Consider the following 21,370-nt stretch of genomic DNA (forward strand, 5'->3'; position numbering starts at 1 on the left):
CCCGTACGAGCGGGCGTCGGCAGATCGTTCCGTGCAGCTCCCTTGACACCGGTTTTCGGACGCCTCGATACTCGACGGCAACGCTCACGTGAACGTTCACGAGCTCCTGAAACCCCCACCGCCACACCGTCGGCCCGACCACCACGCGCCCGCCGACATCGTTGTCTTCCCTTCCCTCACCAGGGGAAGCCTCCCCCCATCCCCGTGAGATGCGAGTGCCGCGCCATGGAACACCGAACGATGTCCCGCAGACGCTTTCTTGGGGCCTCCCTGGGCGGCGCGGGGGCGGGTCTGCTCGCACTGTCCGGATGCGGGTCGGCGGAGGGATCGGCCTCCGCCGGCACCGATCACCTCAGCCTCTGGTACTGGAAGGGCTCGCTCAGCGACAGACTGCTCGCCACCGCCCGGCGGGGCGTACCGGGAGTGCCGGGTCTGAAGGTGCGCGGCTCGCAGATCCCCGACGGCGACATCGACTCCAAGGTGCGCACCAGCCTGGCCGCGCGCGCCTACGTGCCGGATGTGACGGTCGTGAACAACGACAACCTCGCCACGTTCTTCCCCGACGAGAACGAGTTCCTCGACCTGCGGGAACTCGGCGCGGAGTCCGTCCGCGACCAGTACCTCGAGTGGAAGTGGAAGGCCTGCTTCACCCCGACGGGCAGGATGATCGGCTTCCCTCTGGACGCCGGCCCCACCGCGCTCTACTACCGCAGGGACCTCTTCCGGGAAGCCGGACTGGCCCATGAACCGGCGGACGTCGCCGAGGAGATGGCCGGCTGGGAGAAGTTCATCGCCGCCGGGCGGACCCTGCGGGCGAAGGGACCCGGCAAGCCGTACCTGGTGAGCAACATCGGCAACGTCTTCCAGCAGGTCCTGCTCCAGAGCCCCCGGCAGTTCGTCGACGCCGACAACCGCTTCATCGGCGACCAGCAGCACGTCCGGCGGGCCTGGGACCTGTCCGTGGACATCCTCCGCCAAGGGCTCAGCGCCCGGATCACGGACGGCACACCCGACTTCAACGCGGCGATGAGCGGGGGCCGCATCGCCACGATGACCACGGCGGTGTGGGCCATCAACGGCCTGAAGGACACCGCCCCGAAGACCGCGGGGTCCTGGCGGCTCACCACCATGCCGGACGGCCCCGCCAACTACGGCGGCTCGTACATGACGCTGACCCGCTACTGCCGGGACCCCGAGGCCGGCTTCGCCTTCCTGAAGTGGCTGCTCAGCCCGGCGAACCAGCTCGAGAGCTACCAGGAGATGGCCCTGTTCCCCACCACCCCGGCCGCGTACGCCGACCCGGCGATGCACAAGCCCGACCCCTTCTTCGGCGGTCAGCAGCCCATCGACGTCTTCGGACCGGCCGCCGAGAAGGCCCCGGTCGTCTACTTCAGCCCCTACGAGGAGTCCGCCAACACCCCGTTCTTCCAGGAGCTGACCAATGTGGAGATGCTCGGCAAGAACCCCGACCGGGCCTGGCGGGACGCCGTGCACACCGCCGAGACCACGCTGTCCCGGGTGGGGGTGAGCTGACATGGCGACCGTGCTCGACCCGGCAGGAGCGCCCGCGGCGAACGAGAAGCCGCCGGCCGGCCCGACGAAGCCCATCACCCCGGGCGGCCGCAGGCGTCACTTCCCGCCGCTGCTCGCCATCTCCCCGTTCTACGTGCTGTTCGCGGTCTTCGGCGCCTTCCCGATCCTCTTCTCCGTCTACCTGTCCTTCCAGGACTGGGACGGCATCGGCGACATGCGCTACGTCGGGCTCAAGCAGTACGGCTGGCTGCTGCAGGACTCGGTGTTCTGGCACTCGGTGCTCAACACCTTCGAGATCTGGTTCCTGTCCACGGTGCCGATGCTGTTCCTGGCCCTGGTGCTGGCGTTCCTGCTGCACTCGCAGGTCCGCTTCGCCGGGGCCTACCGCGTGGCGTACTTCGTCCCCAACGTCACCTCGATGGTCGCCATGACCGTCGTCTTCGGCTCGGTCTTCGCCCAGGCGGGCCTCGCCAACTCGGCGCTGCGGGCGATCGGGCTGGACGGGGTCGGCTGGCTGTCCTCGGAGTGGGGCATCAAGTCGTCCGTCTCCATCATGATCATCTGGCGGTGGGTCGGCTACAACGCGCTGATCTTCCTCGCGGGCCTCCAGGCCATCCCCACCGAGCACTTCGAGGCCGCCCGCGTCGACGGCGCGAACAGCAGGCAGACCCTCTTCCGGGTCGTCCTGCCGCAGCTGCGGCCCGTGGTGCTCTTCGCCGCCGTCACCTCCACCATCAACGGGCTGCAGATCTTCACCGAGTCCCAGGTGCTCTTCCAGTCGACCGACGTCGGAACCACGGGCGGGCCGGGCCAGGAAGGGATGACCATCGTGCTCTACCTGTGGCAGAAGGCCTTCAAGGAGCACCAGTTCGGCTACGGCGCCGCCATGGGCTGGGTGCTCTTCGCGATCATCGCGGTCTTCACCGTCATCAACTGGCGGCTGGTCGCCGGCTCGGACGACGACCGCCGGCCCGGCATCGCCGGTCTGCTGCGCCGCAAGGGGGCTCGCCGTGGCCGCTGACGAGAGGTCGACCGGGAGCGCGGGCCTGGCCATCGGCTCCGGCAGCAGGCTCGGCCGCAGCTGTGTCCGGGCGGTGCTGCTGCTCGGTGTGCTGGTCTCGCTGTTCCCCTTCTACTGGCTGGTGGTGCTGGCCTCCGGCACCACGCAGGACATCTACCGCTACCCGCCCAAGCTGGTGCCGGGGCCGCATCTGCTGGACAACATGGGGCGGGTGCTCGACACCGTCGACTTCTTCGGCTCGCTGTTCAACACCGTCGTCGTCGCCGTGCTCGGGACCGTGCTGGTGCTGTTCTTCGACTCGCTGGCCGCGTTCGCCTTCGCCAAGTACGAGTTCCCGGCGAAGAAGTTCCTCTTCGGCATGCTGCTGGTGACGTACATGATCCCCGCGCAGCTCTCCCTGGTGCCGCAGTTCGTGACCATGGCCGAGTTCGGCTGGGCCGGATCCCTGAAGGCGCTGATCATTCCCGGCGCGGCGAACGCCTTCGGCATCTTCTGGATGCGCCAGTACGCGCAGAACTCGCTGCCGGACGAACTGCTGGACGCCGGGCGGATCGACGGAGCCGGCTTCTTCCGCCTCTACTGGACGGTCGTCCTGCCACTGTTCCGGCCGGCTCTCGCCTTCCTCGGCATCTTCACGTTCATCGGCCTCTGGAACGACTACATCTGGCCCCTGGTCGTCATGATCGACCCCGACAAGGTCACCCTCCAGGTCGCCCTGGCCAATCTCAACATCCTCTACAACACCGACTACTCGCTGGTGATGGCCGGTGCGCTGATGAGTGTCATCCCGCTGATCGTCGTCTTTCTGATCGGGGCGCGGCACTTCCTGCGGGACCTGGCGGCGGGGGCGATGAAGATGTGAGGCGTGACGTGCGACACCGGGTAGTGCCTTGGAGGGCGAAATGAACGACGGAGTGGCGTGGCTGGCCCGCGAGGACCTCACCTGGCTGGGGTACTGCGTCACTCTGGCCCGGGGCGTGGAGCCCGAGGAGCTGGTGCGGCGCCTCGCCGGCGGCGAGCCTCCCGTGGAGCTCGGCGACCACAGCGCCGACGAGCTGCTCGGGTTCCTCGCCCGGCGCGACCGGGACCGCGGCCGGGACGACAGTGTCGCGGTGCGCTACGGCACGAGCGCGGACCTGTCCTATGCCGTGGCGTACGGGGAGTGGCCCGGGCGCATGGGGCCCGGCTACACCGATGGCCTGTCCGAGCAGGGCGACCACGTGTTCCAGCTCTCCTACGAGACGCAGAATCCGAAGCTGCCGCCGCCGGAGTTCGGCTACTTCCGTGACGGCGCCTACGTGTGCGGCTTCCAGATGTACATGCACACCTGGTCGCACGAGATCACCGATCCTCGCCCGGAGCTGCTCGCCGAAGCGGTGCGGGCCGCGGGCATCCCGGACGAGGACGACAGGGACGCGGCCCATGCCAAGTCCCTCGCCGTCGTGGAGGAGACGTTCCGCCTGACGCTCCCTCGCGAGCAGGTGCTGCACCAGGCCGTTCCCGCCGCTCTGATCAAGGGGCAGTCGCCGGCGTGATGGGCCGGCGTTCTCCGCTCCGACTCCGAATTAAGGTACGGAGAGGTTCCCCGGTTCGTGAGGAGTGGCTGCATGGCGCAGGTCAGGCCCATGCGGGCGGATGCTCGGCGCAACTACGAGCGGTTGCTGAACGTGGCCGTGGAGGCCTTCGCCGAGCACGGGGAGGGCGCGTCGCTCGACGACATCGCCAAGCGTGCCGGGGTCGGCTCCGGCACGCTGTACCGGCATTTCCCGACCCGGCACGCGCTGCTGGAAGCCGTGTACCTCGACCGTGTCGAGGCGATCGCGGCCCGGGCCAACGAACTCGCGGCGGAACTGCCGCCGGGTGAGGCGCTGGGGGAGTGGCTGTACGAACTCGGCGCCGGGATGATCCGGATGCGCGGCCTGCGGGCCCTGCTGGGCCCGGCCGTCACGCAGAGCGGCTCGACCGTCGCCACGGCCTGCGGCGACTCGGTGAGAAGCGCGGCGGGGCGCCTGGTCCGGGCGGCACAGGAGGAGGGCACGCTCCGGCGGGACGTCGACCCGGTCGACGTACTGCGACTGGCTCACGGCGTGTCGACGGCGGCGGAGCTGGCGGACGGGGAGGGCGGGCACATCCGGCGGTATCTGGCGCTGCTGACGGAGGGGCTGCGGCCATCGGCGCGGACCTGAAGGGCCGCCGACCGGCGCGGTGCCGTCGGTTTCTCCAGGGGTTCCGCGGGTACTCCGGCTCTCTCCGTGCCCGACCGACACAGGTGGCGAGAACGATCGACAACCCGGCCCGAACGACGGCACACCGGTACGCGGACGTCGACGGGACCCGCGTCTTCTACCGTGAGGCCGGTCCCCCCGACGCCCCCGCCGTACTGCTGCCGCACGGCTATCCGTCCTCCTCGTTCCAGTTCCGCGCCTTCATGCCGGCCCTGGCCGACCGGTGGCGGCTCATCGCACCCGACTTCCCCGGCTTCGGCTACAGCGACACCCCGGACCCGGCCGGCTTCTCGTACACCTTCGACGGGTACGCCGGCTTCCTGGAGCGGTTCACCAACGCGCTGAGGCTCCGGCGGTACGCGCTCTACCTGCACGACTACGGCTCGCAGATCGGGCTGCGGCTGGCGATGCGCGCACCTGAGCGGGTCGCCGCGCTCATCATCCAGAACGGGGACATCTACGAGGACGAGCTCGGCCCGAAGTACAGCTCGCTCCGGGAGTACTGGGACCACCCGACGCCCGAAGGGCGGGCGCGGCTGCTGGAGGCGGTGACCGAGGAGGGGCTGCGCGACGAGTTCGTCGGCGAGATCGACGAGCGGCTCGTCGAACGGATCAGTCCCGACCTGTGGAAGCTGTCCTGGCCGCTGCTGGCCTCACCACAGCGCCGCGAGATCATGGTCGGGCTGATGGAGGGCCTGCGGGAGAACCTCGACTGGTTCCCGAAGTACCAGACGTATCTGCGGGAACACCGCCCTCCGACGCTGATCGCCTGGGGCCCTCAGGACGGCTACATGCCGGAGGGCGCCGCACGTGCCTATCTGCGGGACCTGCCGGACGCCGAACTGCACCTGCTCGACGGCGGGCACTGGCTGCTGGAGACCCACCTGGAGGAAGTCGTCGCCCTGGTGCGGGACTTCCTCGGCAGGGTGCATGTCCAGCAGCCGGCCCACTAGCTTCGGCGGATGCCGGCTCCGGCCCCTGGCTACAGGGACTGGGCCGCCGGCTTCACCATTCCCCTGACCGTGCGGGACTTCACGAAGTCGCCGATCGCCGTCATCTCCCACTCGCCGGAGAACTGGCGGATCAGCTTGGCCATCATCACGCCGGTCTGCGGCTCGGCGCTGGTGAGGTCGAAGCGCACCAGTTCCTCGCCGGTCGCGCCGTCCAGGAGGCGGCAGTAGGCCTTCGCGACCTCCGTGAACTTCTGGCCGGAGAAAGAGTTGACCGTGAAGACCAGGCCGGTGACCTCCTGCGGGAGGCGGCCGAGGTCGACCACGATCACCTCGTCGTCACCGCCGCCCTCACCCGTGAGGTTGTCGCCGGAGTGCTTGATGGCGCCGCCGACGATGGACAGCTTGCCGAAGTAGCAGCTGTCGATGTGGTTGCGCTGCGGGCCGTAGGCGATGACCGAGGCGTCCAGGTCGATGTCCTTGCCCCGGTACGCCGGCTCCCAGCCGAGGCCCATCTTGACCTGCGAGAGCAGGGGGCGGCCGCCCTTGATCAGGGAGACGGTCTGATTCTTCTGGAGGCTGACGCGGCCCTTGTCGAGGTTGATCTTCCCGGCGCCGGGCGCGGGCGGCGGGGGCGTCGCCGGGGCGGGGGGCGCCGCGGGTGTGGTGACGGGCGGGGCCGGGGGTGCCACCGGCGGCTGCGCCGGGGCCGGCGGCGGGGTCACCGGCTGGGCCGGGGCTGCCGCGGCCGGCTCCTCCACAGAGACTCCGAAGTCCGTGGCGATGCCCGCGAGGCCGTTGGCGTAGCCCTGGCCGACGGCCCGGGCCTTCCACTGGCCGTTGCGCAGGTAGATCTCCACGATCACCAGGGCCGTCTCGTCACCGAGCTGCGGGGGCGTGAAGGACGCCAGGACGGAGTTGTCGTCCGCGTTGCGGATCGTGGCGGTCGGTTCGATGCCCCGGAAGGTCTGGCCCGCGGCGTCCGGGCTGGCCGTGACGACGATCTTCTCGATGCCGGGCGGCACGGTCGTCGTGTCGACCACGATCGCGTCGGGCGCGGTGCCGCCGCCCGAGCGGTACGTCACGCCCGCGCCCGAAGGCTGGTTGTAGAAGATGAAGTCGTCGTCGGAGCGCACCTTGCCGTCGGCGGTGAGCAGCAGGCCCGATACGTCGAGCCGCACCGGGGCGGCGACGTCCACCGTCACGCGGGCGGCGGACAGGGGGATGTTCGAGCCGGGGGTCATAGCTGTCATGACCCGTGAACGAGCGAGGTGGTTTTGCCGTTCCCTTACCCTGCGGCCAATCGGGTCAGCGGCGATTGCGGGGGTGGTCCCGGGCCGCGCGTTCGTTGCCCCGCTTGTAGTTGCCGGTCCAGCGGGCCATGACGAGCTGCGGGTCGGAGGTCTCGACCTCGGCGAGGAACTGGGCGGCCCGGGGCCCGTTCAGCGTGGTGGCGGGGCGGCCGTGGTGCGTGATGCGGACGGTTCCGCCCGCGTGCTGCTCGTAAGCGAATCCGTGGGGTCGTGGCATGCCGTGAGCGTACGGGGGCGGGGGCAGGCGCCCCAGCGAATTTCGCCTGCCCCCGTACGCGGCGGTCCGTCGTCCTACGGCACGACCACGATCTTGCGGCCGACCCCTGACGCGAACTGCTCCAGCGCCTGCGGGTACCGCTCCAGCGGGATGCGGTCGCTGATGAAGATGTCGGGGTCGAGGACACCGTTCGCGAAGAGTTCCGCCGCGCGCTCGAAGCTGTGCAGCACCGCCATCGAGCCGGTGATGGTGATCTCCTGGTTGTAGATGCGGTACGGGTCGATCGTCACCCGGGTCGCGTAGTCGGCCACGCCGAACTGCAGGAACGTGCCGGCCTTCGCCACCCGGTCCAGGCCGTCCTGGATCGCCGCCGCGTTGCCCGTGGCGTCGACGACCAGGTCCCAGCCCTGCGGGCGGTCGAGTTCGTCCGGGCTCGCGGCCGACGCCGAGACGCCGAGGCGGCGGGCCGTCTCCAGGCGGGCCGGGTTCACGTCGACGACGTCCACGCTCGCCGCGCCCGTGCGCTTGGCCAGCTCCAGCATCATCAGGCCCATCGTGCCGGAGCCGTAGATCAGGACGTGCGCGCCGAGGCGGGACCGGAGCACGTCGTAGCCGCGTACCGCGCAGGACAGCGGCTCCACGAGGGCCGCGTCCTGCGTGCGGACGTGCTCGGGGAGCTTCACGCAGTTCGCCACCGGGGCGAGCGCGTACTTCGCCGCGCCTCCGGCCGTCGTGACGCCGATCGCCGCCCAGCGTTCGCAGAGGTTGTTGTGGCCGGTGCGGCAGTAGCGGCACTCGAAGCAGTACAGGGACGGGTCCACCGCCACCCGGTCGCCGGCCGACAGTTCCGTGACCTGGGTGCCGACCCCGACCACCTCGCCCGCGAACTCGTGCCCGGGCACGATCGGCAGCTTGGGGGCGAACTCGCCCTGGAGGATGTGCAGGTCCGTGCCGCACAGCCCGCAGGCCGCGACCTCGACGACGACCTCGCGCGGCCCTGGCGTCGGGTCCGGGACCTCGGCGACGACGGCCTTGCCCACGGACTCGATGACGGCGGCCTTCATTTGACGGCTCCCAACGACAGGCCCTGGACCAGCTTGTCCTGGGCGGCGAACCCCGCGGCGAGCACCGGCAGGGAGATGACGAGCGACGCGGCGCACACCTTCGCCAGGAACAGGCCCTGGCTGGTGATGAAGCCGGTCAGGAAGACGGGGGCGGTCTCGGCGACCACACCCGTGAGCACCCGGGCGAACAGCAGCTCGTTCCAGCTGAAGATGAAGCAGATCAGGGCGGTGGCGGCGATGCCGGGGAGGGAGATCGGGGCGACCACGCGCGCGAGGATCGTGGGCAGCCGGGCCCCGTCCACCTTCGCCGCCTCGATCACCGCGACCGGGATCTCGGCGAGGAACGACTGCATCATCCACACCGCGATCGGCAGGTTCATGGAGGTGTAGAGGATGACCAGCAGCCAGATGTTGTCGAGCATCCCGGCGTTCTTGGCGAAGAGGTAGATCGGGAGCAGGCCCGCGACCGCCGGCAGCATCTTCGTGGAGAGGAAGAAGAACAGCACGTCCGTCCACTTGCGGACCCGGTTGATCGACAGCGCGTACGCGGCCGGGAAGGCCAGCAGCAGGACCAGCAGGGTCGAGGCGAGGGACGCGACGGTGGAGTTGATCAGCGCCGGCCAGGGGCTCGCGCCGCCGCCCGCGCCGAAGAACTCGCGGTAGCCGTCCAGGGTCAGGGCGGCAGCGAAGGACGGCGGGTTGGTCGCCGCGTCCTGCTCGGAGTGGAAGGACGTCAGCGCCATCCACGCGATGGGCAGGAAGAACGCGATGCCGAGCAGCCAGGCCAGCAGGCCCAGGCCCGCACCCTTGCCACGGACACGGCGGACACTCAGGGCGTTCGTGCTCATGCGCCGGACACCTCCTCGCGGAACAGGGACGACACCACGCGCAGGGCGAAGGTCGCGATGATGATCGAGCCGATGACCACCAGGACGCCCGCGGCCGAGGCGAGGCCGTTCTCATGGGCCTGGTAGAAGCTCTGGTAGACGGTGTAGGGGAGGTTGGCGGTGCCCAGGCCGCCGGATGTGATCGTGAAGACGGCGTCGAAGTTCTGGACGATGTAGATCGAGCCCAGCAGGGCGCCCAGTTCGAGGTAGCGGCGCAGGTGCGGGAGCGTCAGGTGGACGAAGATCTGCCAGTCGCTCGCGCCGTCGACCCGGGCCGCCTCGATCTGCTGGTGGTCCCGGCTCTGCAGGCCGGCCAGCAGGATCAGCATCATGAACGGCGTCCACTGCCAGACGAGCGACGCTTCGACCGCGAGCAGCGGGGTGTTGGAGATCCAGTCGGGCTGGGGGCCGCCCACATAGTGCAACAATCCGTTGAACAGGCCGTATTCGGGGTTGTAGAGCACATGCTTCCAGAGCAGGGCCGCCGCGACCGGTACCACCAGGAAGGGTGCGATCAGCAGCGTCCGCACGATGCCCCGGCCGCGGAACTTCCGGTCCAGGAGCAGCGCGAGGACGAGTCCCAGCACCAGGCTGGCCAGGACCACCGCCACCGTCAGCAGGACGGTCGTCCACACCGACTGGCGCAGGTCCGCGTCGGTCAGGACCTCCTGGTAGTTGCCGAGGCCCGTGAAGTGGCGGGCGTCGGGATAGAGGGAGTTCCAGTCGAAGAAGGAGATCACCAGCGTGGCCACGAAGGGCAGCTGGGTGACGGCGATCATGAAGATCAGGGCGGGGAGCAGCGGGGCGCGGGTGGCCCAGGCACGCAGGCGGGCGGAGGGCCGGCGGATGGGGGTGCGTGTCTCGGGAGCGGCCACGGGGGCCGTGGTCATGGCGGTCATCGTCCCTCGTACTCCTCGGAGATCTTCTCGGCGAGCGCCTGCGACTTCTTCAGGGCCGACTCGACGGACTGGCGTCCGGCGATGGCCGCGCTGATCTCCTGGGAGACCTTGGTGCCGAGGTCGGTGAACTCGGGGATGCCGACGAACTGGATGCCGGGCGCGGGCCGCGGCTGCACGCCGGGATCGTTCGGCCGGGCCCCCTCGATGGCCTCCTTGGTCATCTCCTGGAAGGCGGCGGCCTCCTTGCGGTAGTCGGCGTTGGCGTACGTCGACGCCCGCTTGCCGGCCGGCACGTTGGACCAGCCGATCCGGTCGCCGACCAGCTGCTCGTACTTCTTGCCGGACGCCCAGGAGACGAACTTCCAGGCGTCGTCGGAGTTGCGGGAGGCCTTCTGGATGCCCCAGGCCCAGGTGTAGAGCCAGCCGGCGGACTCGGTTTTCTCGACGGGGGCGGGGGCGTAGCCGACCTTGCCCTTGACCGGGGAGTTCGCCGCCTCCAGGGATCCGGCCGCGGAGGTGGCGTCGTACCACATGGCGACCTTGCCCTGGGTCATGTTGTTCAGGCACTCGGCGAAGCCGGCCTGGGCGGCGCCGGACTCGCCGTGCTCGCGGACCAGGTCGACATAGAACTTCGTCGCCTTCTCGAACTCGGGGGAGTCGAGCCGCGCCTTCCAGTCCTTGTCGAACCAGGTGCCGCCGAAGGTGTTCACGACGGTGGTCAGGGGGGCCATCACCTCACCCCAGCCGGGCAGGCCGCGCAGGCAGATGCCCTTCATGCCCGGTTCGGCGCCGTCCGCCTTCGCCGCGAGGTCCGCCACCTGTTGCCAGGTGGGGCGCGCGGGCATCGTCAGGCCCTTCTTCTCGAACACGTCCTTGCGGTACATCAGGAACGACGACTCGCCGTAGAAGGGCTGGCCGTAGAGCTTGCCGTCGTCCCCGGTGAGGGACTGGCGCATCGGCTTGAGGATGTCCTGCTCGTCGTAGGCCGGGTCCTTGGCGACATAGCCGTTCATCTCGTGCAGCCAGCCGTTGCGGGCGTAGATCGGGATCTCGTAGTTGGACAGCGTGGCGACGTCGTACTGGCCGGCCTGGTTGGCGAAGTCCTGGCTGATCTTGTCGCGGACGTCGTTCTCGGGCAGGACGGTGAAGTTGACCTTGATGCCGGTCTCTTTGGTGAAGTGGGTGCGGGTGAGCTTCTGGAGCTCGACCATCTGGGGGTTGTTGACCATCAGGACGTTGATGGCGTCGCCGCCGGATCCGGCCCCGCCCGCCCCGACCCAGCAGCCGGAGAGCAGCGGGGCGAGCAGCGTCCCTGCGGCGGCCATGGCGAGCGTGGCTCGCGGTGGCCGTCGTCGGCTCTGGGTTCGCATGGATCGCTCCTGAATTTATGGGGAGATAAGGGGCATGGCAGGACATGGCTGAGCTCTGCGGGGACGGGGACCGGTGGGTCAGACGCGGATGACCTGCGGGCCGAGCAGTGAGTAGCGGTGGGCCTCGGCCGCCGGGAGGAGCGTGCTCGTCACGATCGTCTCCAGCGCGCCGACCTCGGCGAACCGGCAGAAGCTGACCGCTCCGAACTTGGTGTGCACGCCCGCGAAGACCGTGCGGCGGGCGGCCCGCACCGCCTGGGTCTTGACCTCGCTGACGGCCGGGTCGGGGGTGGTGAGGCCGTATTCGCGGGAGATGCCGTTGGCGCCGATGTACGCCAGGTCCACGACGAAACCGGCCAGCATCTTCGTCGTCCAGTGATCGACGGTGGCGAGGGTGCCGGAGCGGACCCGGCCGCCGAGCAGCAGCACGGACACGCTGTCGGTCTCGGCGAGGGCGCCGGCGACCGGCAGGGACGCGGTGACCACGGTCAGCGGCCGGTCCCGGGGGAGTGCCTCGGCGATGAGCTGGGGGGTGAAGCCCTCGTCGACGAAGACGGTCTCGGCGTCGCCGAGCAGTTCGGCGGCGGCGGTCGCGATGCGGCGCTTCTCGGGGACGTGGCTGGTGGCGCGGAAGGCGAGCGTCGTCTCGAAGCCGGCGCTCTCCACGGGGTAGGCGCCGCCATGGGTGCGGCGGAGCAGGCCGTGGTCCTCCAGGACGCGCAGGTCCCGCCGTACGGTTTCCTTGGCCACGCCGAGTTCGGCGGCGAGGGCGGTGACGTCGACGGAGCCGGCGCGCCGCGCGGCCAGCACGATCTCGCGCTGGCGTTCTTCCGCCGTCCTCGTGCTCATGCCGACACCTGCCTTCCGCTTCTGCTGCCCGTTCGGGCCCGGTGGGACCCGTGGGGGAATTTCTACAGCGGGGATGCGGCACTGACCAGGTCTGTTGCGGGTTCGATACTGCCCGCTTGTGCCCGTTCGACGTGGGGCGGGACCGTCGCGGACCTGCGTCGGCGACGACCGGGGCGTGAGAGCGGGCAGCGATGGTGCCCGAATACGGGGGCGGGCGGGCCCGTTCGGTGCCCGCCCGCCCTCTCGCGACGACTCTTTCCGGTCAGTACGGCCAGATCGGCGGGTCCGTCACGAAGTGGCCGCCGAGGTAGGCGTGCGCCTCGTTCTCCGGGTCCAGCTCGCCCTGCTCGGCGATGAGCTTCTCGGCCCACGGCTCGGAGTCGTCCTGCGGCTCGTAGCCGAGCGCCCGGGCGGTGGTGAGGTCCCACCACAGCCGGGTGTTGGCGGAGGAGCCGTGGACGACGGTGTGGCCGACGTGCTCGGCGGTCAGGGCCGCGTGGAAGAGGCGGGCGCCGTCGGCGGGGCTCATCCACACCGAGAGCATGCGCACGCTGGTCGGCTCGGGGAAGCAGGAGCCGATCCGCACCGAGACCGTCTCCAGGCCGTGCTTGTCCCAGTAGAGCTGCGCGAGGTCCTCGCCGAAGCACTTGGACAGGCCGTAGAAGGTGTCCGGGCGGCGGGGGGTGTCGACCGGGATCAGGGGGTCGTCGCCCTGGGGGCGCGGGGTGTAGCCGACGGCGTGGTTGGAGGAGGCGAAGACGATCCGGCCGACGCCCTCCTCGCGGGCGGCCTCGTAGAGGTGGTAGGTGCCCTCGATGTTCGCCTTGAGGATCTTCTCGAACGGGGCTTCCAGGGAGATGCCCGCGAGGTGGATGATCGCGTCGACGCCGCGGACCGCCTCGCGCACGGCGTCCTGGTCGGAGAGGTCGGCGGTGATCGCGTCCGGCGCGCCCTCGATCGGGCGCATGTCGAGCAGGCGCAGTTCGTAGCCGTAGTCCGGGAGCAGCTCCCGCATCAGGGTGCCGAGGCCACCGGCGGCGCCGGTGAGCAGGACGGTGCGGGGAGCGGGCATCCTCGGTCTCCTTGAATCTCCCACCGTGCAGATCAATGCACGGTACCCGTGCAGATGGATGCACGGCATTCATATGCGTGGACACGCTAAGGATCTGGGGCGGAACCCGTCAAGTATGCCGCGGAAAGAGCGAATCCGCTGGTGCGTGGCGGGTTCGCGCGCTTGACCGGCGTCGCGGCGGCGCCTTAGCGTGGAGTCGTTCAGAAATATAGACGGCAATCATGAATATGGAACCGGGAGAGCTATGGAACCGGGAGAGCTCGTGACGTCAGCCCCTCTCGCCGCCCGACTCGACATCCCCATCGGACCGCTGTTCTTCCCGGTCACCGCCTACGGCCCCGACGGCTCCGTGGACCTCGACACCTACCGCACGCACGTGCGCCGCGGGGTCGAGGCCGGAGCCGCCGCCGTGTTCGCCTGCTGCGGCACCGGCGAGTTCCACGCGCTCACGCCCGAGGAGTTCGAGGCGTGCGTACGGGTGGCCGTCGAGGCGGCCGAGGGGCGCGTGCCGGTCGTCGCGGGCGCCGGGTACGGCACCGCGCTCGCCGTGCGCTACGCCCGGCTCGCCGAGTCGGCCGGGGCGGACGGTCTGCTCGCCATGCCGCCGTACCTCGTCGTCGCCGGGCAGGAGGGCCTGCTGCGGCACTACCGGGAGATCGCCGCCGCGACGCCCCTGCCGGTCATCGTCTACCAGCGGGACAACGCCGTCTTCACGCCGGAGACCGTCGTCGAACTGGCCCGTACCGACGGGATCATCGGCCTCAAGGACGGGCTCGGCGACCTCGACCTCATGCAGCGCGTCATCAGCGCCGTGCGCGGCGAGGTCCCCGGAGACTTCCTCTACTTCAACGGTCTGCCGACCGCCGAACAGACCCAGCTCGCCTACCGCGCCCTCGGCGTCACGCTCTACTCGTCCGCCGTGTTCTGCTTCGCGCCGGAGATCGCCCTCGCCTTCCACCAGGCGCTCCGCAGCGGCGACGACAGCGTGGTGGAGAAGCTGCTGGACGGCTTCTACCGCCCCTTCGTCGAGCTGCGCGCCCAGGGCCGCGGCTACGCCGTCGCCCTCGTCAAGGCCGGCGTCCGGCTGCGCGGACTGGACGTGGGGGAGGTGCGGCCCCCGCTGCACGAGCCGAGCGGGGATCATGTCAAGCAGCTCGCCGAAGTGATCGAGCGCGGCTACGCGCTGCTTGAGGAGGCCAAGTGAAGGCGTCGGCATTCGTCTACCCCTGGGACGTCAACGGGGACCCGGAGGCGCCCGCGCGGATCGCCGCGCTGGGAGTGGAGCAGGTGACGCTCGCCGCCGCCTACCACTCCACGCGCGCGCTCACGCCCCGCCACCCGCGCCACCGCGTCGTCACCGCCGAGCACGCCGCCGTGCTCTACCCGGCGGACGACCGCTGGGACGGGCGGGAGCTGCGCCCCTACCCGGCCGGTGACTGGGCCCCCGGGGACGCCTTCGGCGAGGCCGCCGCCGCGCTCACGGACGCCGGCCTCGAGGTGCACACCTGGGTCGTCCTCGCCCACAACTCCCGTCTGGGCGCCGAGCACCCGGACACCTCGGTCGTCAACGCCTACGGTGACCGCTACCCCTGGGCGCCCTGCATCGCGCAGCCCGCCACGCGCGCGTACCTGACCGACCTGGCGGCCGAGGCGGCCGTACGGCCCGGGGCGCGCGGTACCGAGCTGGAGTCCCTCGGCTGGTACGGCCTCCAGCATCTGCACGCCCACGACAAGACCGGCGGCGTCGGCCTCGGCGACGCCGGGCAGTACCTGATGGCGCTGTGCTTCTGCCCGTCCTGCCGGGAGGGCTACGGCCGGCACGGCCTGGACGCCGACGAGCTGGCCGCCGCCGTACGCACCGCGCTGGAGCCGGTGTGGCAGGGGGTGACGCCCTCCGACGGCGGCTGGACGGGCATCGAGAAACTCCTCGGCGAGACGCTCGCGAACACCACGCGCGCGTACCGGGACACGACTGCGCGCACGCTCCAGGAGGAGGCCGTGGCGGCGGTCCGGGCGGCCGCGCCCGACGGCTTCCAGGTGCTGCTGCACGCGGACCCGGTGTCCTACCACGTCGGTGCGAACCCGGGGGTGGACCCGGCGCACATCCTGTCCGTCGCGGACGGTGTGGTCGTGCCCTGCGCGGGCGGCACCGGCACCCTGACGCCGTTCGCCCTGCAGGGCAGGCAGGGCGCGGTCATCGCCGCCAACTTCACCGTCGTCTCCGGCATGGGCGGCAGCCCCGGCACCCTCGCCGCCGACGCGGCCGAGGCCCGGCGGCTCGGCGCCACCGAACTGCGGCTGTATCACGCCGGGTTGGCGTCCGACGGCGATCTGGAGACGGTCCGCTCCGCTCTCGCGGGGCGCTGAAGCGGCAGGGCCGTCGTCAGCAGCAGGGCGACGACCGGGGCACCAGCACCAGCCGGTGGCGCGCCGGCTCGTCCAAGGCCGCTCCGGCGGCTCGGCGCCACCGAACTGCGGTTCTGTCACGCCGGGTTGGCGTCCGACGGCGATCTGGAGACCGTCCGCTCCGCTCTCGCCCGGGTCTGAAACAGCGGCACCGCCGTCACCAGCAGGGCCACGCCCAGGGCCACCAGCACCGGCCGGTGGCTCACCAGCTCGACCAGGGCCGCACCGGCGGCCAGCCCGGCCACGTTCGGTGTGTACACCAGCGTGTGAGCGGTGGCGGTGACCCGGCCCAGCAGCGGACCAGGCGTCTCGCGCTGCACGGACGTCAGCGTCGCGATCAGCACCGCGGGCAGCCCCGCCCCGATCGCCACGCCGCACACCAGAGCCAAAGGGTCGGACGGCACCGCCCGCAGGGCCACCGCGACGGCCAGCAGGGCGATGCCGTACGCCGCGAAGCGCCGCGCGCCCAGGCGGCGCAGGGCGGTGCCCGAGCACAGACCGACCGCGACCGACCCGGCGCCCTGTACGGCGTACAGCACACCGGCGTACGCGGGGGAGTGCCCGAGGTCGCCGACGACGGCGTAGACCATCGCCCCGTTCAGACCGGCGCACAGCATGGTGGCGCCGCCCGCCAGCACCAGGGGGCGCAGCAGAGGGTGCGCCCACAGGTGGCGGGCGCCCTCGGCGGTCCGCTCCCGGCGGCTGCCGGTGGGCGGCGCGGGCTTGTCCTCCCGCACCCGCAGCAGCGCGTACACGCCCGTGGCCAGGACGAACGTCGCCGCGTCCAGGAGGGCGACGCTCGCGCCGCCGTACGCCGCGTACAGGCCCGCGCCCGCCAGAGGGGCCAGGAGTTTCATGCCCTCCGCGGCCGTCATCCGCAAGCCGTTGAAGTCGCCGAGCAGCGACGGGTCGACGGCGGTCGCCACCAGCGCCGACTCGGCCGCGTCGTGGACGACGCCGACAGCGCCGTACACGAACAGCACCGCGTACAGGAGCCACAGATCGCCCGGGGAGTCGACGCTCACCAGGGTGAGCAGGAGGGCGCCCAGGAGCAGGTTCACGCCGATCAGCAGGGGTTTGCGGCGACTACGGTCGGCGAGCGTGCCCAGCAGCGGTCCGGCCAGGGTCGGTAGCCACATGGCGAGCATGCACAGCGCGGCCAGGCCGTCCGAGCCGGTGAGGTCCTTCACCCACACGCCGGACGCCAGCCACAGCGCCGAGGTGCCGAAGCCGGAGACCACCACGCCGGAGAGGCAGAGCCCGGCGTCGCGGTCGCGCAGGACACGCACCACGGGCCAGGCCGTTGTGTATTTCATGCCTGGTCATCGTGGTTCTAAGGCCCGAGAGCGGGGATCGGGCACCTGCCGTAGAAAACGGGCGGCCGGGCGATGAGATCCGCGGTCGCCGTCGGTCTACCTCCCAGGAAACGAAACCAGGAGGAACAGCGGATGACCGACACCACCCCGACCCTCGACCTCGGCCCGCAGACAGCGGTCCTGGCCCGCCTGGCCGAAGGCGTCACCGACGAGCACCTGGCGGCCCCGACGCCCTGCCCGGAGTACGCGGTGCGCCACCTGCTGGGCCACCTGGTCGGACTGACCGTCGCCTTCCGCGACGCCGGCCGCAAGGACCTGGGCGTCACGACCGACACCAGCCCGGGCTCCGCCCTGCCGGACCTCGGGCCCGGCTGGCGCGAGGAGCTGCCCAAGGTCCTCGCCGAACTGGCCGAGGCCTGGCGCGACCCGGCCGCGTGGACCGGCATGACCCGGGCCGGAGGCGTGGACCTGCCCGGCGAGATCGCGGGGCTCGTCGCCACCGACGAGCTGGTGATCCACGGCTGGGACCTGGCCCGCGCGACCGGCCAGGCGTACACCCCCGACCCGGCCGCGCTCCAGGTCTGCCACGACTTCCTCGCCGCGTCGGTGGACGACCCGAGCCGGGGCGAGATCTTCGGCCCCGTCGTCCCCGTCGGGCCGGACGCGCCCCTGCTGGACCGGGCGGTGGGGCTGAGCGGGCGGGATCCGGGGTGGAAGCCCAGGGTGTAAGAAGCTGGAAGCCCAGGTCGTAAGAAGCAGGAAGCCCAGGTCGTAGAAAGCGATTGCTACTTCCTTCGTCAGAAGCATTGACGAAACAACCGCGCCCTCCTACCGTCATCGCGTCGTACTTCGTACGTCATATATGAGACGCGATACGCGAGATCCGATACGCGATCCCCACCGGGGGCGCGAGATCCGAGAGGCGCGCATGACCTCTGTGCCCACGCCGATCCCCTCCCGCACGCAGTACGTGCTGGAGGGGATCAAACACCGCATCCTCACCGGGCAGTTGACGCCCGGCCAGGCGCTGGTCGAGACCGAGCTCGCCGCGCAGTTCGGGGTGTCGAAGACCCCGGTGCGCGAGGCGCTCAAGACCCTCGCCGGGACCGGGCTGGTCGTGATGAACCAGTACAAGGGCGTCACGGTGCGCATGGTGGACGCGGACATGGCGCGCGAGGTCTACGACGTCCGGCTGCTGCTGGAGCCCGAGGCGCTGAAGCGGGCCGTGCACCGCGGGGCCTCCCTGGAGGCCGCACGCTCCGCGCTGACCCGGGCCGACGCCGCCACCGACACCGCCGAACGCTCCCTGGCCAACCGGGAGTTCCACCGCGCCCTGTACCTGCCGTGCGGGAACCCGCTGCTCGGCCGGATGCTCGACGAGGTCCGCGACCAGGCCGCCCTCGTCTCCGCCGTCGCGTGGGCCGCCTCGCCCTCCTGGGAGCGGGAGGCCGGCGAGCACCGCGAGATCCTCCGGCTCGCCCTCGACGGCGACGCCGACGGCGCGGCCCGCGCCCTGCACTCCCACATCGCGTCCTTCGTGCAGCGTGCTTTCCCCCAGGCGGAACTGGAACAGGAAGGTCAGGAATGAGCAGCGTGGCGTTCGAGACCCAGCGGGCGGCCCTGGCCGACGTGGTGGCGATCCCGGTGACGCCGTTCGCCGAGGACGGCTCCGTCGAGCAGGACACCTACCGGGCCCTGCTGCGCAGGCTGCTCGACGGCGGCATCACCACCCTCACCCCGAACGGCAACACCGGCGAGTTCTACGCCCTCACCCCCGAAGAGCGCCGGCTCGTCACGGAGCTGACGATCGACGAGGCCGGGGAGCGGGCCGTCGTCCTGGTCGGTGTCGGGCACGACGTCCCGACCGCCGTCGCCTCCGCCCGGCACGCCCGGGACCTCGGCGCCCAGATGGTCATGGTCCACCAGCCCGTCCACCCGTACGTCTCCCAGGCCGGCTGGGTCGACTACCACCGGGCCATCGCGCAGGCCGTGCCGGAGCTGGGCGTCGTCCCGTACATCCGCAACGCGCAGCTCCCCGGTGCCCGGCTCGCCGAACTCGCCGACGCCTGCCCGAACGTCATCGGCGTGAAGTACGCCGTCCCGGACGCCGCCAGGTTCGCCGCCTTCGCCCGCGACGCCGGGCTGGAACGGTTCGTGTGGGTGGCCGGCCTCGCCGAGCCCTACGCGCCCTCCTACTTCTCCGCGGGCGCCACCGGCTTCACCTCCGGGCTCGTGAACGTCGCCCCGGCCGTCTCCCTGAACATGATCGAGGCGCTGCGCTCCGGCGACTACCCGGCCGCCATGAAGGTCTGGGAGCAGATCCGCCGCTTCGAGGAGCTGCGCGCCGACAGCGGCTCCGCCAACAACGTCACCGTCGTCAAGGAGGCCCTCGCCTCCCTCGGCCTGTGCCGCCGAGAGGTCCGCCCGCCGAGCAGGCAACTGCCCGAGGGCGAGCGGGCCGAGGTCGCCGCCATCGCCGCCGGGTGGTCGATATGACCGACCGCAAGCGCCCCGAGGAGCTGCGCAGCCACCAGTGGTACGGCACCGAAGGACTCCGCACCTTCAGCCACCGCGCCCGCACCCGCCAGCTCGGCTATCTGCCCGAGGAGCACCTCGGCAAGCCCGTCATCGCGATCCTCAACACCTGGTCCGACATCAACCCCTGCCACGTGCACCTGCGGGATCGCGCCCAGGCCGTGAAGCGGGGGGTGTGGCAGGCCGGTGGTTTCCCGCTGGAGTTCCCGGTCTCGACCCTGAGCGAGACCTTCCAGAAGCCGACCCCCATGCTCTACCGCAACATGCTCGCCATGGAGACCGAGGAGCTGCTGCGGTCGTACCCGGTCGACGGGGCCGTGCTGATGGGCGGCTGCGACAAGTCCACGCCCGCCCTGCTCATGGGCGCGGCGAGCGCGGACCTGCCGGCGGTGTTCGTGCCGGCCGGGCCCATGCTGCCGGGCCACTGGCGCAACGAGGTGCTCGGTTCCGGCACCGACATGTGGAAGTACTGGGACGACAAGCGGGCCGGTGTCATCGGCGACTGCGAGATGCAGGAGCTGGAGAGCGGCCTGGCCCGCTCGCCCGGCCACTGCATGACGATGGGCACCGCCTCCACCCTGACCGCCGCCGCCGAGGCCCTCGGCGTCACGGTCCCGGGCGCCTCCAGCATCCCGGCCGTGGACTCCGGGCACGACCGGATGGCCGCCCGGGCGGGCATGACGATCGTCGACCTGGTCCACAAGGACCGGAAGCTGAGCGACATCCTCACCGCCGACGCCTTCCACGACGCCGTGACGACCGTGCTCGGCCTCGGCGGCTCCACCAACGCCGTGATCCACCTGATCGCCATGGCCGGCCGCGCGGGAGTCCGCCTCACCCTGGACGACTTCGACCGCATCGCCCGCACGGTCCCGGTGCTGGCCAACGTACGGCCCGGCGGACAGACGTACCTGATGGAGGACTTCCACTTCGCGGGCGGGCTGCCCGGGTTCCTCTCCCGGATCACGGACCTGCTCCACCTGGACCGGCCGACGGTCTCGCACGACACGCTGCGGGAGCAGATCGCCGGCGCGCAGGTGCACAACGACGACGTCATCAGGACCCGGGACAACCCGGTCGCCGCCGAGGGCGGGGTCGCCGTGCTGCGCGGCAACCTCTGCCCGAACGGCGCCGTCATCAAGCACATCTCCGCCGAGCAGCACCTGCTCAAGCACACCGGGCCCGCCGTCGTCTTCGACGACTACAAGACGATGCAGCGCACCATCAACGACCCGTCGCTCGGCATCACCCCCGACCACGTGCTCGTGCTGCGGGGCGCCGGTCCCAAGGGCGGCCCGGGCATGCCCGAGTACGGGATGCTGCCCCTGCCCGACTACCTGCTCAAGCAGGGCGTGCGGGACATGGTCCGCATCTCCGACGCCCGGATGAGCGGCACGAGTTACGGCGCCTGCGTGCTGCACGTCGCGCCCGAGTCGCACGTGGGCGGACCGCTCGCCCTCGTCCGCACCGGCGACCCCATCACCCTCGACGTCGAGGCGCGCACCCTCCATCTCCACGTGGACGACGAGGAGCTGGAGCGGCGCCGGGCGGACTGGACGCCGCCGCCCACCCGGTACGAGCGCGGCTACGGCGCGCTCTACAACGAGCAGATCACGCAGGCCGACACCGGCTGCGACTTCGAGTTCCTGGCCCGCACGGGCAAGGTGCAGGACCCGTACGCGGGCTGAACCCACGCGCCACCCACGCACGACG

21 protein-coding genes are annotated in these 21,370 nt (G+C 71.0%); 12 read left to right on the forward strand and 9 right to left on the reverse strand.

The features are described 5' to 3' along the window. The first annotated feature begins 240 nt into the window (after window positions 1–240). The 6 genes from ACZ3I3_RS28295 to ACZ3I3_RS28320 all read left to right on the forward strand — a co-directional run bounded on the left by ACZ3I3_RS28295 (window position 241) and on the right by ACZ3I3_RS28320 (window position 5,732). On the forward strand, window positions 241–1,533 hold the full coding sequence (locus tag ACZ3I3_RS28295; RefSeq protein ID WP_467369687.1) for an ABC transporter substrate-binding protein: 1,293 nt from the start codon (window positions 241–243) through the stop codon (window positions 1,531–1,533). Between the two features lies 1 nt (window position 1,534). Further along, on the forward strand, window positions 1,535–2,554 hold the full coding sequence (locus ACZ3I3_RS28300) for a carbohydrate ABC transporter permease (protein ID WP_467369689.1): 1,020 nt from the start codon (window positions 1,535–1,537) through the stop codon (window positions 2,552–2,554). Then, window positions 2,544–3,416: a carbohydrate ABC transporter permease gene (locus ACZ3I3_RS28305; protein ID WP_467369691.1), complete on the forward strand. Its 873-nt coding sequence runs from the start codon at window positions 2,544–2,546 to the stop codon at window positions 3,414–3,416. Before ACZ3I3_RS28300 ends, ACZ3I3_RS28305 begins: the two co-directional genes overlap by 11 nt. A 40-nt stretch (window positions 3,417–3,456) precedes the next feature. Beyond that, window positions 3,457–4,089, forward strand: a complete 633-nt coding sequence (locus ACZ3I3_RS28310) for a DUF6461 domain-containing protein (protein WP_467369693.1) — start codon at window positions 3,457–3,459, stop codon at window positions 4,087–4,089. 72 nt (window positions 4,090–4,161) lie between these two features. Beyond that, window positions 4,162–4,740, forward strand: coding sequence for a TetR/AcrR family transcriptional regulator (locus ACZ3I3_RS28315; protein WP_467369694.1), 579 nt, complete (start codon window positions 4,162–4,164; stop codon window positions 4,738–4,740). An 83-nt stretch (window positions 4,741–4,823) separates the two neighbouring features. Continuing rightward, a complete protein-coding gene (locus ACZ3I3_RS28320) occupies window positions 4,824–5,732 on the forward strand; it encodes an alpha/beta fold hydrolase (protein ID WP_467369696.1) in 909 nt (302 codons plus the stop codon). Window positions 5,733–5,761: 29 nt separating this feature from the next. Here the strand turns inward: ACZ3I3_RS28320 and ACZ3I3_RS28325 are convergent, their stop codons facing one another. The 8 genes from ACZ3I3_RS28325 to ACZ3I3_RS28360 form a co-directional block, all read right to left on the reverse strand. After that, window positions 5,762–6,973 carry a TerD family protein gene (locus tag ACZ3I3_RS28325; RefSeq protein WP_467369907.1) on the reverse strand — a complete coding sequence of 404 codons (1,212 nt, stop codon included), beginning with the start codon at window positions 6,971–6,973 and terminating at the stop codon, window positions 5,762–5,764. 64 nt (window positions 6,974–7,037) lie between these two features. Continuing rightward, the gene (locus ACZ3I3_RS28330; RefSeq protein ID WP_467369698.1) at window positions 7,038–7,259 is read right to left on the reverse strand and encodes a hypothetical protein; all 222 of its coding nucleotides are present in this window, start codon (window positions 7,257–7,259) and stop codon (window positions 7,038–7,040) included. Between the two features lie 74 nt (window positions 7,260–7,333). Continuing rightward, complete coding sequence (locus ACZ3I3_RS28335) at window positions 7,334–8,323, reverse strand: zinc-dependent alcohol dehydrogenase family protein (RefSeq protein ID WP_467369700.1); 990 nt, start codon at window positions 8,321–8,323, stop codon at window positions 7,334–7,336. Beyond that, window positions 8,320–9,171 (reverse strand): carbohydrate ABC transporter permease, encoded by an 852-nt coding sequence (locus tag ACZ3I3_RS28340; protein WP_467369702.1) that lies wholly within the window; start codon window positions 9,169–9,171, stop codon window positions 8,320–8,322. The genes ACZ3I3_RS28335 and ACZ3I3_RS28340 overlap by 4 nt, the downstream gene beginning before the upstream one ends. Further along, a complete protein-coding gene (locus tag ACZ3I3_RS28345; RefSeq protein ID WP_467369704.1) occupies window positions 9,168–10,109 on the reverse strand; it encodes a carbohydrate ABC transporter permease in 942 nt (313 codons plus the stop codon). Before ACZ3I3_RS28345 ends, ACZ3I3_RS28340 begins: the two co-directional genes overlap by 4 nt. Further along, a complete protein-coding gene (locus ACZ3I3_RS28350; RefSeq protein WP_467369706.1) occupies window positions 10,106–11,479 on the reverse strand; it encodes an ABC transporter substrate-binding protein in 1,374 nt (457 codons plus the stop codon). Before ACZ3I3_RS28350 ends, ACZ3I3_RS28345 begins: the two co-directional genes overlap by 4 nt. 78 nt (window positions 11,480–11,557) lie before the next feature. Then, on the reverse strand, window positions 11,558–12,328 hold the full coding sequence (locus ACZ3I3_RS28355) for a DeoR/GlpR family DNA-binding transcription regulator (protein WP_467369708.1): 771 nt from the start codon (window positions 12,326–12,328) through the stop codon (window positions 11,558–11,560). A gap of 262 nt (window positions 12,329–12,590) precedes the next feature. After that, complete coding sequence (locus ACZ3I3_RS28360; RefSeq protein WP_467369710.1) at window positions 12,591–13,400, reverse strand: NAD-dependent epimerase/dehydratase family protein; 810 nt, start codon at window positions 13,398–13,400, stop codon at window positions 12,591–12,593. Window positions 13,401–13,662: 262 nt separating this feature from the next. On the opposite strand from ACZ3I3_RS28360, the gene ACZ3I3_RS28365 reads away from it, so the two are divergent. Both ACZ3I3_RS28365 and ACZ3I3_RS28370 read left to right on the forward strand, forming a co-directional pair. Then, complete coding sequence (locus ACZ3I3_RS28365) at window positions 13,663–14,604, forward strand: 5-dehydro-4-deoxyglucarate dehydratase (RefSeq protein ID WP_467369712.1); 942 nt, start codon at window positions 13,663–13,665, stop codon at window positions 14,602–14,604. Next, a complete protein-coding gene (locus ACZ3I3_RS28370) occupies window positions 14,601–15,767 on the forward strand; it encodes a hypothetical protein (RefSeq protein WP_467369713.1) in 1,167 nt (388 codons plus the stop codon). The genes ACZ3I3_RS28365 and ACZ3I3_RS28370 overlap by 4 nt, the downstream gene beginning before the upstream one ends. A gap of 116 nt (window positions 15,768–15,883) precedes the next feature. On the opposite strand, the gene ACZ3I3_RS28375 is transcribed toward ACZ3I3_RS28370, so the two are convergent. Next, entirely contained in the window at window positions 15,884–17,122 is a 1,239-nt protein-coding gene (locus ACZ3I3_RS28375; protein ID WP_467369715.1) for an MFS transporter, read from the reverse strand. Between the two features lie 132 nt (window positions 17,123–17,254). Between ACZ3I3_RS28375 and ACZ3I3_RS28380 the strand changes: the two genes are divergently transcribed. From ACZ3I3_RS28380 to araD, 4 genes are all read left to right on the forward strand, one after another. Then, window positions 17,255–17,851, forward strand: a complete 597-nt coding sequence (locus ACZ3I3_RS28380; protein WP_467369717.1) for a TIGR03086 family metal-binding protein — start codon at window positions 17,255–17,257, stop codon at window positions 17,849–17,851. A gap of 199 nt (window positions 17,852–18,050) precedes the next feature. After that, on the forward strand, window positions 18,051–18,710 hold the full coding sequence (locus tag ACZ3I3_RS28385) for a GntR family transcriptional regulator (RefSeq protein WP_279546672.1): 660 nt from the start codon (window positions 18,051–18,053) through the stop codon (window positions 18,708–18,710). Beyond that, window positions 18,707–19,618 (forward strand): dihydrodipicolinate synthase family protein, encoded by a 912-nt coding sequence (locus tag ACZ3I3_RS28390; RefSeq protein ID WP_356923213.1) that lies wholly within the window; start codon window positions 18,707–18,709, stop codon window positions 19,616–19,618. The genes ACZ3I3_RS28385 and ACZ3I3_RS28390 overlap by 4 nt, the downstream gene beginning before the upstream one ends. Further along, window positions 19,615–21,345, forward strand: coding sequence for an L-arabinonate dehydratase (gene araD, locus ACZ3I3_RS28395; protein ID WP_467369719.1), 1,731 nt, complete (start codon window positions 19,615–19,617; stop codon window positions 21,343–21,345). The genes ACZ3I3_RS28390 and araD overlap by 4 nt, the downstream gene beginning before the upstream one ends. The last annotated feature ends 25 nt before the right edge of the window (window positions 21,346–21,370 follow it).

It is taken from the genome of Streptomyces sp. NPDC016851 (genome assembly GCF_055562795.1).

Coding starts and splice junctions, on each gene's coding strand:
- ACZ3I3_RS28340 (WP_467369702.1), bottom strand. CDS start 9,171: ATGAGCACGAACGCCCTGAGTGTCCGCCGTGTCCGTGGCAAGGGTGCG.
- ACZ3I3_RS28310 (WP_467369693.1), top strand. CDS start 3,457: ATGAACGACGGAGTGGCGTGGCTGGCCCGCGAGGACCTCACCTGGCTG.
- ACZ3I3_RS28350 (WP_467369706.1), bottom strand. CDS start 11,479: ATGCGAACCCAGAGCCGACGACGGCCACCGCGAGCCACGCTCGCCATG.
- ACZ3I3_RS28315 (WP_467369694.1), top strand. CDS start 4,162: ATGGCGCAGGTCAGGCCCATGCGGGCGGATGCTCGGCGCAACTACGAG.
- ACZ3I3_RS28380 (WP_467369717.1), top strand. CDS start 17,255: ATGACCGACACCACCCCGACCCTCGACCTCGGCCCGCAGACAGCGGTC.
- ACZ3I3_RS28345 (WP_467369704.1), bottom strand. CDS start 10,109: ATGACCGCCATGACCACGGCCCCCGTGGCCGCTCCCGAGACACGCACC.
- ACZ3I3_RS28295 (WP_467369687.1), top strand. CDS start 241: ATGTCCCGCAGACGCTTTCTTGGGGCCTCCCTGGGCGGCGCGGGGGCG.
- ACZ3I3_RS28300 (WP_467369689.1), top strand. CDS start 1,535: ATGGCGACCGTGCTCGACCCGGCAGGAGCGCCCGCGGCGAACGAGAAG.
- ACZ3I3_RS28325 (WP_467369907.1), bottom strand. CDS start 6,973: ATGACCCCCGGCTCGAACATCCCCCTGTCCGCCGCCCGCGTGACGGTG.
- ACZ3I3_RS28375 (WP_467369715.1), bottom strand. CDS start 17,122: ATGAAATACACAACGGCCTGGCCCGTGGTGCGTGTCCTGCGCGACCGC.
- ACZ3I3_RS28355 (WP_467369708.1), bottom strand. CDS start 12,328: ATGAGCACGAGGACGGCGGAAGAACGCCAGCGCGAGATCGTGCTGGCC.
- ACZ3I3_RS28330 (WP_467369698.1), bottom strand. CDS start 7,259: ATGCCACGACCCCACGGATTCGCTTACGAGCAGCACGCGGGCGGAACC.
- ACZ3I3_RS28360 (WP_467369710.1), bottom strand. CDS start 13,400: ATGCCCGCTCCCCGCACCGTCCTGCTCACCGGCGCCGCCGGTGGCCTC.
- ACZ3I3_RS28390 (WP_356923213.1), top strand. CDS start 18,707: ATGAGCAGCGTGGCGTTCGAGACCCAGCGGGCGGCCCTGGCCGACGTG.
- araD (WP_467369719.1), top strand. CDS start 19,615: ATGACCGACCGCAAGCGCCCCGAGGAGCTGCGCAGCCACCAGTGGTAC.
- ACZ3I3_RS28385 (WP_279546672.1), top strand. CDS start 18,051: ATGACCTCTGTGCCCACGCCGATCCCCTCCCGCACGCAGTACGTGCTG.
- ACZ3I3_RS28335 (WP_467369700.1), bottom strand. CDS start 8,323: ATGAAGGCCGCCGTCATCGAGTCCGTGGGCAAGGCCGTCGTCGCCGAG.